The organism is Curtobacterium sp. GC_Cur_3, from assembly GCF_026544205.1.
Classification (GTDB): domain Bacteria; phylum Actinomycetota; class Actinomycetes; order Actinomycetales; family Microbacteriaceae; genus Curtobacterium.
The window spans coordinates 173,242-188,540 of the sequence record NZ_JALNUI010000001.1 but is presented as its reverse complement, the minus strand read 5'-3'; the positions used below and the strand labels follow the sequence as shown (position 1 = coordinate 188,540).

The window sequence follows — 15,299 nt, the reverse complement described above, 5'->3', positions numbered from 1 at the left end:
GGCCCGACGTGCCGCGCCGTCCGCGTCAGGACTGCGGGAGCCGGTACCCGATCGCGTCGTCGCCCTCGGCGAGTCCGTCGCGCAGCAGCGACGCGAGCGCCCGGTCACGCTGCTCGGCGTCCGGCCAGACCATGGCGATCTCCTCGGGCATGACCGGCACGTCACTCGCCCGGAGCTCGGCCATGACGAGACCGCGCACCTGGCGGTCGCTGCCGGCGAACTTCGCCTGCCGCGGTGCGCGCGGACCGTCGTGCTCCGGGTAGCCGGCCGCGCGCCAGGCACACCGGTCCGCGATCGGGCAGGCGTCGCACGCGGGGGAGCGGGACACGCACACGAGCGCCCCGAGCTCCATCACCGCGGCGTTGGTCGCGGCGGCGTCGTCCCGGTCGTCCGGCAGGACCGACGCCATCAGCGGCAGGTCCTTCTTGGCGTTCGCCGGCCCGGGCTGCCCCTCGCCGAGCAACGCCCGTGCGAGCACCCGCCGCACGTTGACGTCCACCACGGGGTGCCGGTCGCCGTAGGCGAAGACCGCCACGGCCCTGGCCGTGTAGTCGCCGATCCCGGGCAGGGCCAGCAGGGCGTCGACGTCCCGGGGGACGACGTTGTCGTGCCGCTCGGCGATCACCGTCGCCGCCGCGTGCAGCGCGAGCGCCCGGCGCGGGTAGCCGAGCCGGTCCCAGGCACGCACCGCGTCTGCCGGGGGCGACTCCGCGAGGTCGCGAGGGGTCGGCCACCGGGTGAGCCACGCCTCCAGTCGGGGGACCACGCGCGCGACCTGTGTCTGCTGCAGCATGATCTCGCTGACGAGCGTGCCCCACGCCGGGAAGCCGGGCCGACGCCACGGCAGGTCGCGCGCCTCGGCGCGGAACCAGGCGATCAGCGGGGTGGCGATGTCGGGTCCGGGGCCGTCCTGTGGACGGTCACCGCTGTCCACAACCGGTCGGGAGGCTCCGCTCGCGTTCACCACGACAGCCTACGGTGGGTGCATGGCACGCTGGGCACCCGAAGAGACCGACACGATGGCCGCGATCGCTGCGGAGGTGATCGCACAGGTCGGGACGAACCGCACCGTCGTCGGCATCGACGGCCAGGACGGCACCGACCTCGAGCACGTGGCCGCCGCACTCGTCGCGGGGTTCGAGCAGCACGGCATCTCCGCGATGGCCGCAGCGGCTCCCTCGTCCGACGTCGACGTGCTGCGCAGCGACCTCGTCACGCCGTTCCGCACGACCGGAGCCGGTGACGGCGTCCTCGTCGTGCACGGGCACGGGGTGCTCGGTCAGGGCGCCCGCACGCTCTGGCGCTGGTCGATGTGGGTCGAGCAGGAGTCCGGCCGGCTCGAGCGCCGTGCCGACGTCAAGATCGCCGCGTCCGCGGTGCTCGACGTCACCGACCCCGAGCACCCCCGGCGGGAGTGGAACGACGCCTGCTGACGGGCGCTGCTACTCTCCTCGGGTGCTCGAAACCGCTGCAGACGGCATCCTCCTCGTCGACAAGCCACAGGGGATCTCGAGTCACCGTGTGGTGTCGATCGCCCGGCGACGTCTCGACCTGAAGAAGATCGGGCACGCCGGCACGCTCGACCCGATGGCGACCGGTCTCCTGCTGCTCGGTGCCGGCCCGTCGACCCGGCTGCTCACCCACCTGGTCGGTCTCGACAAGACCTACACGGCGACGATCCGCCTCGGCGTGTCCACCGACTCCGACGACGCTGACGGCACCCCGACCGTCGCTGCCGGAGTGGCCGACGCCGACGTGTCCGACGCCGCGATCGAGGCCGCCGTCGCCCTGCAGCGCGGCCCGATCTCGCAGGTGCCGTCCACCGTCAGCGCGATCAAGGTGGACGGTCGCCGGGCGTACGACCTGGCGCGGAAGGGCGAGAGCGTCGAGCTGAAGGCCCGGTCGGTCACCATCTCCCGCTTCGACGTCACGGGACGGGGCGACGACGTCGTCACGTGCCTCGGCGCCGAGACCCACGTCGTGGACCTCGACGTGGTCGTCTCCTGCTCCTCCGGCACCTACGTCCGGGCGCTCGCGCGGGACATCGGCGCGACCCTCGGGACCGGAGCCCACCTCACGGCGCTGCGGCGGACCCTCGTCGGCCCCTTCTCGGTCGACGACGCCATCGACCTCGAGGACGACTCCGTCGACGTGCGCGCGGCCCTCGCCCGCCCGTCGACGATCGCCCGCGAGCTCTTCCCGGTCGTCGCGCTCGACGCGATCGCCGCGAAGGACCTCTCCGACGGCAAGCGGGTCGGCGCCGACCACCCCGACACCGACGGTCCCGTCGCCGCGGTGTCCGCCCGGGACGACCGCCTCATCGGGCTCGTCTCGGTCCGTCGTGGCCTGCTCCGCGTCATCACGAACTTCCCGACCCCGACCGGAGCGAACGCATGATCGAGTGGTTCACGTGGGTGCAGGTCGTGCTCGCCGTCGTCGTGGGGCTGTTCGCCGTCGTGGTCGGGTTCGTCGGGTGGAAGCCGAACGACGCCACGGTCGGGTCGCTCGCCCTCGTCGAGCTGGTGCTCGTGGCGCAGCTCGTCGTGGCACTGGTTGGTCCCGCCGTGGGCAACCCGCCGCAGGGCAACGTGCTCGAGTTCTGGGTGTACGCGGTGTCGGTGCTGCTCGTCCCGCCGGCTGCCATCGTCTGGGCGCTCGTCGACCGCACGCGCTGGAGCACGGTCGTCCTCGGTGCCGGAGCCTTCACGGTCGCGGTGATGGTGTACCGGATGTACCAGATCTGGTTCGCCCTGAACTGACCCGCACGGCTCCGACGTGCCCCGTGCACGGTGCCCTGACGCGCACCGTGGCCGATGCCGTACTGGGGACGGTCCGCACGTCGGTAGAATCGGTCCAATGGCGACCAAGTCCTCCCTCGCGACCGGTGTCGGGCGCGTCCTCATCGCCGTCTACGGCATCCTCGCCCTCGCGGCGACGGGCCGCAGCGTCGTCCAGATCGCCGAAAAGTTCTCGTTCGCGCCCTTCGCCTACACGCTGAGCGCGATCGCGGCGGTCGTGTACATCGTCGCGATGATCGCCCTGATCGTGCCCGGTCGCGCCTGGTACCGGGTCGCATGCGTCACGATCGTCTTCGAGATGACCGGGGTGCTCGTCATCGGCACCCTGTCGTTGCTCGACCGCCAGCTGTTCCCCGACGACACCATCTGGTCCTACTACGGCCTCGGGTACGCCTTCGCGCCGCTCGTGCTGCCGATCGCCGGGCTCTGGTGGCTCCGGAAGCACCACCGCACGGCGGGCACGGCGGTCGACGCCGCCGACCAGCCGGTCGTGGCGGCCGGCGAGTGAACGGGGGAGCGATGCAGTTCTACGAGGACGTCGCCGACGTCGCGCAGGGGTTCGGCCCGAGCGCCGTCACGATCGGCAAGTTCGACGGGGTCCACGTCGGACACCGCGCCGTGATCGCCCACCTCGAGCGAGCCGCTGCCGAACACGGGCTGGTCTCGACGGTGGTCACGTTCGACCGACACCCGCTCAGTGTCATCGACCCCGTCAGCGTGCCCCCGGCGCTGACCAGCATCGCGCAGCGCCGTGAACTGCTCGAGGCCGTCGGTGTCGACGCCACCCTCCTGCTCCGGTTCGACGACGAGCTGCAGTCCTGGTCGCCGGAGGCCTTCGTGTCGAAGATCCTCGTCGACACCCTGAACGCCAAGCTCCTCTTCGTCGGCAGCGACTTCCGCTTCGGCGCGAAGGGTGCCGGTGACGTCGCCCTGCTCCGGACCCTCGGTGCCGAGCACGGGTTCGCCGTCGAGCTCATCGACGACGTCGACCTGGTGGACGACGTCCGCCCGGACGGGGAACGCCGGGTCTCGTCCACGTGGATCCGGGAGCTCCTCGGTCAGGGGCGTGTCGCCGAGGCCGCTCGGCTGCTCGGCCGCGACCACGCCGTCCGCAGCACGGTCGTGCGGGGCAACCAGCGCGGGCGGGCCATGGGGTACCCGACGGCGAACCTCGACCCCGCGTGCGAGGGCTTCGTGCCTGATGACGGTGTCTACGCCGCACGGGTGCTGTACGACGGCACGACCTACCCCGCCGCGGTGTCGGTCGGCAACAACCCGACGTTCGAGGGCGTGCCGGCGAAGCAGATCGAGGCCCACCTGCTCGACGTCGACATCGACCTGTACGACGAGACCATCTCGGTGCTCTTCGTGTCGTTCGTGCGGGGCATGGTGAAGTTCGGCTCGATGGACGAACTCGCCGCCCAGATGCGCCAGGACGACCTCGACATCCGCCTGCTCCTCGGGATGTCCGCGTCGGTCTGAGCCGCGGTCCCCGAACACGACGAGACCCCCACGAGCCGTTCGCTCGTGGGGGTCTCGTCGTGTGACGGTCGGCGCTCAGCTGCCGAGGGCGTCCAACCAGATCTTGCGGGCGTCGAGGGCCTCCTGGGCGTCCTTGATCTTCCGGGCGTCCCCCGAGGCCTTCGCCGACTCGAGTTCGCCCTCGAGCTTGCCGATGGCGTCCTCGAGCTGGCTCGCGAGGCCGGTCGTCCTGGCCTTGCGCTCCGGGTTCGACTCACGCCAGTGCGAGTCCTCGAGCCCACGGACGTGGTCCTCGATCGCGCGGATGCGGTCCTCGACACGGCGGACGTCGGCGCGGGGGACCCGGCCGATCTCGTCCCAGCGGCGCTGGATGTCCGTGAGGGTCTTGCGGGCGGCGACGCGGTCGCGCTGCTGGAGGAGGGGCTCGGCCTCGGTGAGGATCGCGAGCTTGGCCTCGAGGTTGGCGGAGTACTCCTCGTTCTCCGCGCTGCTCTCGGCGTGGCGCTGCTCGAACAGGACGTCACCGGCGGCCTTGAAGCGTGCCCAGAGTGCGTCGTCGTGGCGCTTGCCGGCGCGGCCGGCCTGCTTCCAGTCGTCGAGCAGCTGGCGGTAGGCCGGGATCGCGTCCGAGCCCCGCGACGCGAGCGCCTCGGCCTGCTGGACGAGCTCCTGCTTGCGGGTCCGGGCGTCGCGGTGCTGGGCGTCGAGCTCCGAGTAGAAGGCACGGCGGTGCTGGTCGACCGTCGAGCGGGCTGCCCGGAAGCGCTTCCACAGCTCGTTGGCCTCGTTCTTCGGGATCCGGGGGCCGTCGTGCTGGTGCTGCTGCCAGCGCGCGAACACGTCGTCGAGCTGCGCGGTGATCTGCTTCCACTGCGCGCGCGCCGGGTCGACCGCTGCGAGTGCCTCGGCTTCCTCGACCAGGCCGGCGCGGAAGGCCAGTGCCTCTGCCAGGGCCGCCTGGTTCTGCTCGGCCTGCTCCTTGGTGAGCGAACCGAGCTGCTCGGCGAGCACGGCGACCCGGTCCTCGAGGGACTTGAGGTCGCCGACGACGCGGGCTTCGGTGACCAGGGCGGTCAGGTGCTCGACGGTGCGTGCGACGTCGTTCGCCGAGGCCCCGCGCTGCACGCGCTGCTCGGCGATCTTCACCTGGCCTTCGAGGTCGGCGTACTTGCGCGCGAAGTAGGCGAGCGCTTCCTCGGCGGTCGCGTCGGGGTACTCACCCACGACACGCTCGGTGTCCTGGTACCGGACGTACACGGTGCCGGCCTCGTCGACCCGCCCCCAGGTCGTTGCTTCGTCAGATCCCACAGGTCTCGCCTCGATCGTGGTCGTGCATCACCGACGTCGCCGTCGGCACGGTCAGGAAGCCACCCTATTGCACCGGCGGCCCCCGCGGCCCGCGGATGCGTCGGGCTGTGGACTACCGCTGCTCGGCGATGGTGGCGCCGGTGATCGTGGTGGCCACCTCGGGCGTGCCGGTGCCGTCGCTGCCGGCGTCCTGCACGCCCTTCGACGTGATCTCCGACTCCAGGTCCGACAGGCCGCTGGTCACCTTGCCGACGACCGTGTACCCGCCGGTGGAGCCGTCGAGCGTCGTGTCGCCGTAGACGATGAAGAACTGCGTGGACTGGGAGTGGGTCGAGGCGCTCCGGGCGATCGCGATGGTGCCCTTCGCGTAGCGGTCGTCCTTCGGCGTGTTCTCGACCGGTCCGTACTGGAAGCCGGCGTCACCGGTGCCGTCGCCGTTCGCCGAACCGCACTGCAGGAAGCGGAAGTCGGCGCTGGCCGCGAGTCGGTGGCACGTGGTGCCGTCGTAGAACTGCTTGCGGATCAGGTCGATCTCGACGCTCGCGGCCTGGGGTGCGCGCCCGCCGTCGAGTTCGATCCCCAGGTGGACGTCCTTGTTGAGGGTCAGCGAACCGGTCCAGGTCCGGCCCTTCGCGATGGACCTGCTCGGGACGTCGCCGGTGTTCGCCGCGGTGGCACTCGCCGACGGTGTCGGGGTGGCGCTCGCACTGGCGGACGCCGACGGGGTCGGGTCCTGGCTGGTGTGTGTCCCCGCGTAGAGGAGCTGCGAACCGGTGGCGAGGGCGGCGACCGCCAGCAGGGCGACGGCCCCGACGACGTCGTCCCGTCGACGACGGCGTCGCTGCCGGTCGTGCAGGCCCTGCCGTGCTTCGTAGAGTCGGAGCCGCTCGCGTGCCTCGCGGGTCTCGCGCGCCTGGTTCTTCGGTGCCACGGTGCTGGTCTGCCCTCTCGTCGCAGTGTGCGACGAGCGTATCGGACCCGTCCAGGTGGGTCCCGGTGTCGGCGGACGCGCCTACGATTGCGGCATGGCATCGGATCGCTCGGGCATGAACGCGCCCACGACCGGCGGCCGCGTCGGCCTCGCGCAGGGGTCCGTCCCGCTCGCGGTCCGGATGCGTCCCACCAGCCTGCAGGAGGTCGCCGGCCAGCAGCACCTGCTCGGACGGGGCTCGCCCCTGGTGCAGCTCGCCACCGGCACGCGGGACAACCCCGGCGGCGTCTCCGTGATCCTCTGGGGCCCGCCCGGCACCGGCAAGACCACCCTCGCGCAGGCCATCGCCCGGCAGTCCGGCCGGGAGTTCGTCGAGCTGTCCGCCGTGACCGCCGGCGTGAAGGACGTGCGGGAGGTCATGGAGAAGGCGCTCACGCACCGTGACCTCTACGGGTCCACGACCGTGCTGTTCCTCGACGAGATCCACCGCTTCAGCAAGGCGCAGCAGGACGCCCTGCTGCCCGGTGTCGAGAACGGCTGGGTGATCCTCATCGCCGCCACGACCGAGAACCCCTCGTTCTCCGTCATCTCCCCGCTGTTGTCCCGCTCGCTGCTGCTCACGCTCAAGCCCCTGACGGACGCCGACCTCGGCATGCTCGTGGACCGAGCGGTCGAGGACGCCCGCGGGCTCGGCGGCGGTGTCGTCCTCGGGGACGAAGCCCGCGCGGCCATCGTCCGGCTGGCGTCCGGCGACGCCCGCCGTGCGCTCACGGCCCTCGAGGCGGCGGCCGCGTCCGCCACGGCGGCGCAGGAGGACGACGACGACGACACCGTGCCGGTGGTGGACGCCGACACGGTGGCTGCGGCCGTCGACCGGGCACTGCTCCGCTACGACCGTCAGGGCGACGAGCACTACGACGTCATCAGCGCGTTCATCAAGTCGGTCAGGGGGAGCGACGTCGACGCGGCGCTGCACTACCTGGCCCGGATGATCGAGGCCGGCGAGGACTCCCGCTTCATCGCCCGCCGCATCATCATCTCCGCGGCCGAGGACATCGGGATGGCCGACCCGCAGGCGCTCCCGATCGCCGTCGCCGCGGCGCAGGCCGTCCAGCTGATCGGCATGCCCGAAGGCCGCATCCCCCTCGCCGAAGCCGTCGTGTACCTGGCGACGGCCCCCAAGTCGAACGCGGCCTACAACGGCGTCAACGCCGCGATGGCGGACGTCAAGGCGGGTCGGATGGGCGTGGTGCCGAACCACCTCCGGGACGCCCACTACGCCGGGGCGAAGCGGCTCGGGCACGGCAAGGGGTACGTCTACTCGCACGACGCCGAGCACGGGGTCGCCGAGCAGCAGTACCTGCCCGACGCGCTCGAGGGCACCGAGTACTACACCCCGACGACGAACGGCTACGAACGTGAGGTCGGCCCGCGCCTCGACCGACTCCGGAAGATCACCCGCGGCGAGTGACCGCGGCGCTTCTGCGCCCGCGCGAACCCTGCTATCGTTGGCGGGCCTACGTCCTGGTTCCCGCGTGCGGCTGCGTCGGGGACAGAGTGCTGCAGATGCAGCACGGGGGCAGAGGTTCGGACTGTAGCCGTCCGATCCCACAGGCTCATCCCTCTGGATCCCTTCACGGGGTCGTCGGCACGTGCGCGTGCCGAGACCCGTGTTCAGTTCAGTTCAGTACAGAGAAAAGGACCCTGTGTCTACCAAGTCACGCACCCGCAGCAAGACCCGCCTGTCGCGCGCGCTCGGCATCCCGCTGACGCCGAAGGCGGCCCGTTACCTCGAGAAGCGCCCCTACGGGCCCGGTGAGCACGGCCGTACGCGCCGTCGTGCGGACAGCGACTACGCCGTCCGCCTCCGAGAGAAGCAGCGTCTGCGCGCCCAGTACGGCATCCGCGAGAAGCAGCTCCGCATCGTCTTCGAAGAGGCCCGCAAGACGAACGGCCTGACCGGTGAGAACCTGGTCGAGCTGCTCGAGACCCGCCTCGACGCCCTCATCGTGCGTGCCGGCTTCGCCCGCACCACGTCGCAGGCCCGTCAGCTGATCGTGCACCGCCACATCCTCGTCGACGGCAAGCTCGTCGACCGCCCCTCCTTCCGCGTCAAGGAGGGCCAGCTCATGCACGTCAAGCCGCGCTCCGAGTCGCTCGAGCCCTTCCAGGTCGCCGCTGCCGGTGGCCACCTGGAAGTCCTCCCGAAGGTGCCGGGCTACCTCGAGGTCGAGATCGACAAGCTCCAGGCCCGCCTCGTGCGTCGCCCGAAGCGTGCCGAGGTCCCTGTGACCTGTGAAGTCCAGCTCGTCGTCGAGTACTACGCAGCTCGCTGATCCACAGCACCACACCCGAACGGCGGGTCGTCCACAGCGGGCGGCCCGCCGTTCGGCGTTCCCGGGGCGGCGACTAAGCTGGTCGGACGCGCGCCACGGCGCCAGCGAGAGGGAGCCACCGTGAAGCAGTTGTTCTTCGTCGTCATCGGCGTGCTCATCGGGTTCGTCGTCGCCAACCGCGTCGGAGCGACCTCCGGCGGTGGCAGGTCCGGCGGTGGCACGTTCCTCGCCCAGGTCGATGCCCGCACGAAGGCCTTCGCTGGTGCCGTCGCCGACGGGTACCGCTCGCGCGAAGCCGAGCTCCGCACCGACGACTGACCGTCGTCCGCAGCGCCGTCTCCCCAGCGCCGTCCCCCGGCGTCGTCGCCTCCACAGCACCCGCCTCGTCCCACGTCATCAGGAAGCACCATGCAGACCGCAGAGATCCGCCGCCGTTGGCTCCAGTACTTCGGTGACCGCGGCCACACCATCGTCCCGTCCGCGTCGCTCGTCTCGGACGACCCCTCGCTGCTGTTCACGGTCGCCGGCATGGTCCCGTTCATCCCGTACCTGACCGGGCTCGTCCCGTCGCCGTACCCCCGTGCCACGAGCGTCCAGAAGTGCATCCGCACGAACGACATCGAAGAGGTCGGCAAGACCCCGCGGCACGGCACGTTCTTCCAGATGAACGGCAACTTCTCCTTCGGTGACTACTTCAAGGAGCAGGCGATCCAGTACGCCTGGGAGTTCCTGACGTCCCCGGAGCCCGACGGCGGCCTCGGCTTCTCGGCCGACGACCTCTGGGTCACGGTGTACGAGGACGACGACGAGGCCATCGCCTTCTGGAAGCAGCACTCCACGCTGCCGGACGAGCGGATCCAGCGCCTCGGCAAGGACACCAACTACTGGTCGACCGGGCAGCCCGGTCCGGCCGGCCCCTGCTCGGAGATCTTCTTCGACCGCGGGCCCGCGTACGGCATCGACGGCGGCCCCGCCACCGACGACGACCGCTACGTCGAGATCTGGAACCTCGTGTTCATGCAGTACCAGATCGCGGACGTGCGCTCGAAGTACGACTTCGAGATCACCGGCGAGCTGCCGAACAAGAACATCGACACCGGCATGGGGCTCGAGCGCGTCGCCTTCATCAAGCAGGGCGTCGACAACATGTACGAGATCGACCAGGTCCGCCCGGTCCTCGACAAGGCCGCCGAGGTCTCCGGCCGCCGCTACGGCGCCGTGCACGAGGACGACGTCCGCATGCGGGTCATCGCCGACCACGTCCGGTCCGCGCTGATGCTCATCGCCGACGGCGTCTCCCCGTCGAACGAGGGCCGCGGCTACATCCTCCGGCGTCTGCTGCGCCGCACCGTCCGCGCCATGCGCCTGCTCGGCGTCGAGAGCGCGACGTTCCCGTCGCTCTTCCCGGCCTCGCGCGACGCCATGAAGGACGCCTACCCCGAGGTCGCGTCCGACTACGACCGCATCGCGCGCATCGCCTACGCGGAAGAGGAGACCTTCCTCCGCACGCTCGCCCAGGGCACCACGATCCTCGACGTCGCGGTCGACCGCGCCAAGCAGGACGGCCGCCCCTCGATCGGCGGCGACACCGCGTTCCTGCTGCACGACACGTTCGGGTTCCCGATCGACCTGACGCTCGAGATGGCAGAAGAGGCAGGGGTCCACGTGGACCGCGCCGCCTTCGACACGCTCATGTCCGAGCAGCGGTCCCGCGCCAAGGCCGACGCCAAGAGCAAGAAGACCGCGCTCGCGGACCTCAGCGTCTACAGCGCCTTCCGCGCCGCCGGTGAGACCACCTTCCTCGGCTACGACGCACTCCAGGCCGACTCCCGCGTGCTCGGCATCATCGTCGGGGGCGTCAGCGTCGACCGTGCCGCGGTGGGGGACATCGCCGAGGTCATCCTCAGCGAGACCAGTCTGTACGCCGAGTCCGGCGGCCAGGACGCCGACCAGGGCTCGATCATCGGCAACGGGTTCGACCTCGAGGTCCTCGACGTCCAGAAGCCCGTCACCGGTCTGTGGTCGCACACCGTCCAGGTCCGCTCCGGCGAGGTCGCGGTCGGCGCCCCCGCCACCACGGTCGTCGACGCCGAGTACCGCCGAGGTGCCACGCAGGCGCACTCGGCCACGCACCTCGTCAACGCCGCGCTCCGTGACGTCCTCGGCCCGGAGGCCCTGCAGGCCGGCTCGTACAACAAGTCCGGCTACATGCGCCTGGACTTCTCGTGGAGCCAGCCCGTCTCCCTCGAGACCCGTTCCGAGATCGAAGAGGTGGTCAACACCGCGATCCGCTCCGACCTCGCGGTCTCCACGCGCATCCTGCCGATCGACGAGGCCAAGGCCCTCGGCGCGCAGGCGCTGTTCGGCGAGAAGTACGGTGCCGAGGTCCGCATGGTCGACATCGGCGGCCCCTGGTCGCGCGAACTCTGCGGTGGCATCCACGTCGCCTCCAGCGCCCAGGTCGGCCTCGTCAACCTGGTCGGCGAGTCCAGCGTCGGGTCGACCAACCGGCGCGTCGAGGCCCTCGTCGGGCTCGAGGGCTTCCGCGAGCTCGCGGTCGAGCGGACCATCGTGTCGCAGCTCTCCAGCGCGCTCAAGGCCCCCCGTGCTGACCTGCCGGCACGCGTGCAGTCCCTGATGGAGGACCTCCGCGTCGCGCAGAAGCGCATCGCCGAGTTCGAGTCCGCCGGGCTGCAGCAGCGCGTCCCGGCGATCGCCCGCCTCGCCACGACGATCGGCGCCGCCACCGTGGTCGCCGAGACCGTCGACGGGCTGAAGTCCGCCGACGAGCTCCGGTCGCTCGCCACCAGCGTGCGCGCCCAGCTCGGCACCGAGGCGGCCGTGGTCGTCCTCGGCGCGGTGGTGAACGGGAAGCCGGCGGTCATCGTCGCGACGAACGACGCCGCACGCAGTGCGGGCGTCCAGGCCGGCCCCCTCGCGAAGGAGGCGGCGGCGGTCCTCGGCGGCGGTGGCGGCGGCAAGCCCGACCTCGCCCAGGGCGGCGGCACCGACGTGGCAGCACTGCCGGCGGCACTCCGCGCGGTCACCGACCGGCTCGCGGCCTGACCATGACGATCCGGTCCGGGCGCCGGCTCGGCATCGACGTCGGCCGTGCCCGGATCGGCGTCGCCGTGTGCGACCGCGACGGGCTCATCGCGACCCCGGTGGAGACCGTCCGGCGCGACGACAAGCACGACCTGCGGCGCATCCTCGCGATCGCCGACGAGTACGACGTGCTCGAGATCGTGGTCGGTCTGCCGTTGTCGATGTCGGGTGGTGACACCCCGTCGACGACGGACGCCCGGACCTTCGCCGCCCGGATCGCCGAGCACCGTCCGGTCCGCCTGGTCGACGAGCGGCTGTCGACCGTCACGGCCCAACGGGGCATGCGTGCGGCCGGCCGGACCACGAAGAACTCGCGAGCCGTGATCGATCAAGCGGCCGCTGTTATCATTCTGCAACACGCGCTCGACCACGAGCGCTCGTCCGGCGCCCCTCCCGGGGCCCCGCTCCCCGAGTAGGGCTGCCCCCGTCGTCACCGAAGCGGCGGAGCCCCGCGGAGTTCCCACCGAGAGATCGAGGACCGTTGGCAGACGACCTGGACTGGAACGCGATCATCGCGACCGGCAACGACGCCGATCGACGGGGCCACCGCTCCCGCCGAGACGGCGCAGCAGATGACCGCACCGACAGCCCCGGCAGCGGGGATCCGTCCACAGGTCGCCCGCTCTCCCGCCGGGAGGCACGTGCCAGGGAGGCGGCAGCGGCTCGCGACGCGCAGACGGCCGGCTCGACGACGGAGCAGCATCCCGCACAGGCACCGATGGATCAGCAGCCGGTGCAGCAAGCGCCGGTGCAGCAACCCGAGGGCGAGCGGCTGAACCGGTACGACGCGGACGCCACGGCACGCGGCGCTGACACCGCGCACCACACCGACCTGGCCGCGGCGGTCCCCGCAGCAGCGGCGCCCGGTGACGGCGACGCCACCCGCGGGACCGGCGACGGTGGTGGACCCGCGGGAGGGGGCGGAGGCGACGGCCGTGACGGCGGCGGGGGAGCCTCCCGTCCGCCTCGCGGTCCCCACGAGCCGCACCGCCGCTCACGGGGTGCGCTCATCGCGGGCATCGTGATCGTGGCGATCGTCCTCGGCGCCGGTGTCGGCGCGTACGCGTTCGCGGCGCCGAAGGTCCAGCAGGTCATCGCGGCGTTCAGCGGGTCCAAGGAGCCGGACGACTACTCCGGCGGCGGCACCTCGAAGGTGACGATCACGATCAAGCAGGGGGACATCGGCGAGGACGTCGCGAAGACGCTGCAGCGCAGCGGCGTCGTGAAGACGTCCGGGGTGTTCTACAAGCTCCTGCTCTCGAGCCCGAGCGTGCAGTTCCAGCCGGGGTCGTACGCGTTGAAGAAGAAGATGAGCTCGAAGGCGGCGCTGGCGGCGCTGCAGGACCGGGCGAACCGGGTGGAGGACGCGACGATCGTCATCCCCGAGGGCACGGTCCTGGCTGACATCGAAGCCGGCATGGTGTCGAAGGCCGGCCTGACGAAGGACGAGGTCTCCGCCGCCGCGAAGGACGTCGGCGCGTACGGGTTGCCGTCAGGCGTGACCTCGCTCGAGGGCTGGCTGTTCCCGGCGACCTACCCGATCAACCCGGGCTGGTCGGCGAAGCAGTACTTCCAGTCGATGGTCGACACGATGAAGCAGCACCTGCAGACCGCCGGTGTGGCCGAGGCCGACCAGGAGCACGTGCTCGTGTTCGCCTCGCTCGTGCAGAAGGAGGCGGGGCTCGCCGCCGACTACCCGAAGGTCGCGCGGGTGTTCCAGAACCGGCTCGACCAGGGCATGCGGATGCAGTCCGACGCCACCGTGGCGTACGGCACCGGCAACACGCACCGGGTCACGACGACCGACGCCGAGCGCAACGACGCCTCGAACCCGTACAACACCTACCAGCACGACGGACTGCCGCCGGGGCCGATCTCGAACCCCGGTGACATCGCGCTGCAGGCCGTCACGCACCCGGCCGAGGGCAAGTGGCTGTACTTCGTGACGGTCGACCTGGAGTCGGGCGAGACGACGTTCTCGGACACGTACGACCAGCACCTGCAGGCGGTCAAGCAGTTCCAGGCCTGGCTCCGCGCGCACCCGTCGTACCAGTAGCCGCACGGGACCGGGACGATCGTGTCTCGGTCCCGGCGGCTGTGGGAGGATGGCACCATGCTTCGTTGGTTGACCGCAGGTGAGTCCCACGGACCCGAACTGATCGCGATGCTCGAGGGCCTGCCCGCCGGCGTCCCCGTGTCGTTCGAGTCCATCCGCACCGACCTCGCGCGGCGCAAGCTCGGCTACGGCCGCGGCTCCCGCATGAAGTTCGAGCAGGACGAGCTGCACGTCTCCGGCGGTGTCCGGCACGGGTACTCGATGGGCAGCCCCATCGCGATCCGGATCGGCAACACCGAGTGGCCGAAGTGGGTCGAGGTCATGAACCCCGAGCCCGTCGAGCAGACCGAGGCCTCCCGCGGGCGGAGCGCACCGCTGACCCGCCCGCGGCCCGGGCACGCCGACCTCGTCGGGATGCAGAAGTACGGCTTCGACGAGGCCCGGCCGATCCTCGAGCGTGCGTCCGCCCGCGAGACCGCGGCGCGCGTCGCACTCGGCGCCGTCGCCAAGTCCTTCCTCGCCGAGCTCGGGATCCGCTCGGTCGCGCACACGCTGCAGGTCGGCAGCGTCCGTGTGCCCGACGGCTTGGCGCTGCCGATGCCCGACGACGTCGACCGGCTCGACGACGACCAGCTCCGGTGCTTCGACGCCGACACCTCGGCGCGCATGGTGACCGAGGTCGAGGCCGCGAAGAAGGACGGCGACACCCTCGGTGGGGTCGTCGAGGTGCTGTTCTACGGCGTCCCCCCGGGGCTCGGCTCGCACGTGCAGTGGGACCGTCGCCTCGACGCACGCCTCGCCGCGGCGATCATGGGCATCCAGGCGATCAAGGGCGTCGAGGTCGGTGACGGCTTCCAGACCGCCGGCCGCCGCGGGTCCGAGGCCCACGACGAGCTGTACCGCGAGGACGGCGAGATCATCCGCACGAGCGACCGCGCCGGTGGCACCGAGGGCGGCATGTCGACGGGCACGGTGCTCCGCGTCCGCGCGGGCATGAAGCCGATCGCGACGATCCCGCACGCGCTCCACACCATCGACGTCACCACGGGTGAGGACGCCTCGGCGCACCACCAGCGTTCCGACGTCTGCGCGGTCCCGGCCGCCGGGGTCGTGGCCGAGGCCATGGTCGCGCTCGTGCTGGCCGACGCCGTGCTCGAGAAGTTCGGCGGGGACAACGTCGTCGAGACCAAGCGCAACCTGGAGTCGTACCTGGCGTCGATCCCGGAGACCCTGCGTTCCCGCCGCACCGAGCCGGCTGAGCCCTCCAGCACCTGGTGAGCAGT

At 71.4% G+C, this 15,299-nt stretch carries 15 protein-coding genes; 12 read left to right on the top strand and 3 right to left on the bottom strand.

Annotation, left to right across the window (positions count from 1 at the left end; all coding sequences use genetic code 11):
• Positions 1-25 precede the first annotated feature (25 nt).
• Positions 26-880 carry an A/G-specific adenine glycosylase gene (locus OXR63_RS00860; RefSeq protein WP_276584980.1) on the bottom strand — a complete coding sequence of 285 codons (855 nt, stop codon included), beginning with the start codon at positions 878-880 and terminating at the stop codon, positions 26-28.
• Between the two features lie 106 nt (positions 881-986).
• On the opposite strand from OXR63_RS00860, the gene OXR63_RS00855 reads away from it, so the two are divergent.
• The 5 genes from OXR63_RS00855 to OXR63_RS00835 all read left to right on the top strand — a co-directional run bounded on the left by OXR63_RS00855 (position 987) and on the right by OXR63_RS00835 (position 4,280).
• Complete coding sequence (locus tag OXR63_RS00855) at positions 987-1,433, top strand: hypothetical protein (protein WP_267419392.1); 447 nt, start codon at positions 987-989, stop codon at positions 1,431-1,433.
• A 22-nt stretch (positions 1,434-1,455) separates the two neighbouring features.
• The gene (gene truB, locus OXR63_RS00850; protein ID WP_267419390.1) at positions 1,456-2,397 is read left to right on the top strand and encodes a tRNA pseudouridine(55) synthase TruB; all 942 of its coding nucleotides are present in this window, start codon (positions 1,456-1,458) and stop codon (positions 2,395-2,397) included.
• Positions 2,394-2,759 carry a hypothetical protein gene (locus tag OXR63_RS00845; protein ID WP_267419388.1) on the top strand — a complete coding sequence of 122 codons (366 nt, stop codon included), beginning with the start codon at positions 2,394-2,396 and terminating at the stop codon, positions 2,757-2,759. The genes truB and OXR63_RS00845 overlap by 4 nt, the downstream gene beginning before the upstream one ends.
• Positions 2,760-2,856: 97 nt before the next feature.
• Positions 2,857-3,306 carry a hypothetical protein gene (locus OXR63_RS00840; RefSeq protein WP_267419387.1) on the top strand — a complete coding sequence of 150 codons (450 nt, stop codon included), beginning with the start codon at positions 2,857-2,859 and terminating at the stop codon, positions 3,304-3,306.
• An 11-nt stretch (positions 3,307-3,317) separates the two neighbouring features.
• Complete coding sequence (locus tag OXR63_RS00835) at positions 3,318-4,280, top strand: bifunctional riboflavin kinase/FAD synthetase (protein ID WP_267419385.1); 963 nt, start codon at positions 3,318-3,320, stop codon at positions 4,278-4,280.
• Positions 4,281-4,355: 75 nt separating this feature from the next.
• Here the strand turns inward: OXR63_RS00835 and OXR63_RS00830 are convergent, their stop codons facing one another.
• A complete protein-coding gene (locus OXR63_RS00830; RefSeq protein WP_267419383.1) occupies positions 4,356-5,588 on the bottom strand; it encodes a DUF349 domain-containing protein in 1,233 nt (410 codons plus the stop codon).
• 112 nt (positions 5,589-5,700) lie between these two features.
• A complete protein-coding gene (locus tag OXR63_RS18280; RefSeq protein WP_267419382.1) occupies positions 5,701-6,519 on the bottom strand; it encodes a peptidylprolyl isomerase in 819 nt (272 codons plus the stop codon).
• A 115-nt stretch (positions 6,520-6,634) separates the two neighbouring features.
• Here OXR63_RS18280 and OXR63_RS00820 point away from each other — a divergent pair, with 115 nt between their 5' ends.
• The 7 genes from OXR63_RS00820 to aroC all read left to right on the top strand — a co-directional run bounded on the left by OXR63_RS00820 (position 6,635) and on the right by aroC (position 15,294).
• On the top strand, positions 6,635-7,990 hold the full coding sequence (locus OXR63_RS00820; protein WP_267419430.1) for a replication-associated recombination protein A: 1,356 nt from the start codon (positions 6,635-6,637) through the stop codon (positions 7,988-7,990).
• A gap of 235 nt (positions 7,991-8,225) precedes the next feature.
• A complete protein-coding gene (gene rpsD / locus OXR63_RS00815) occupies positions 8,226-8,855 on the top strand; it encodes a 30S ribosomal protein S4 (RefSeq protein WP_071275052.1) in 630 nt (209 codons plus the stop codon).
• A gap of 120 nt (positions 8,856-8,975) precedes the next feature.
• Positions 8,976-9,173 (top strand): hypothetical protein, encoded by a 198-nt coding sequence (locus tag OXR63_RS00810; protein ID WP_267419381.1) that lies wholly within the window; start codon positions 8,976-8,978, stop codon positions 9,171-9,173.
• Positions 9,174-9,263: 90 nt separating this feature from the next.
• Positions 9,264-11,921, top strand: a complete 2,658-nt coding sequence (gene alaS / locus OXR63_RS00805; RefSeq protein WP_267419380.1) for an alanine--tRNA ligase — start codon at positions 9,264-9,266, stop codon at positions 11,919-11,921.
• A gap of 2 nt (positions 11,922-11,923) precedes the next feature.
• Positions 11,924-12,376: a Holliday junction resolvase RuvX gene (gene ruvX / locus OXR63_RS00800; protein WP_267419378.1), complete on the top strand. Its 453-nt coding sequence runs from the start codon at positions 11,924-11,926 to the stop codon at positions 12,374-12,376.
• 332 nt (positions 12,377-12,708) lie between these two features.
• Positions 12,709-14,016, top strand: a complete 1,308-nt coding sequence (gene mltG, locus OXR63_RS00795) for an endolytic transglycosylase MltG (protein ID WP_267419377.1) — start codon at positions 12,709-12,711, stop codon at positions 14,014-14,016.
• 57 nt (positions 14,017-14,073) lie between these two features.
• Positions 14,074-15,294, top strand: coding sequence for a chorismate synthase (aroC, locus tag OXR63_RS00790; RefSeq protein ID WP_267419376.1), 1,221 nt, complete (start codon positions 14,074-14,076; stop codon positions 15,292-15,294).
• The last annotated feature ends 5 nt before the right edge of the window (positions 15,295-15,299 follow it).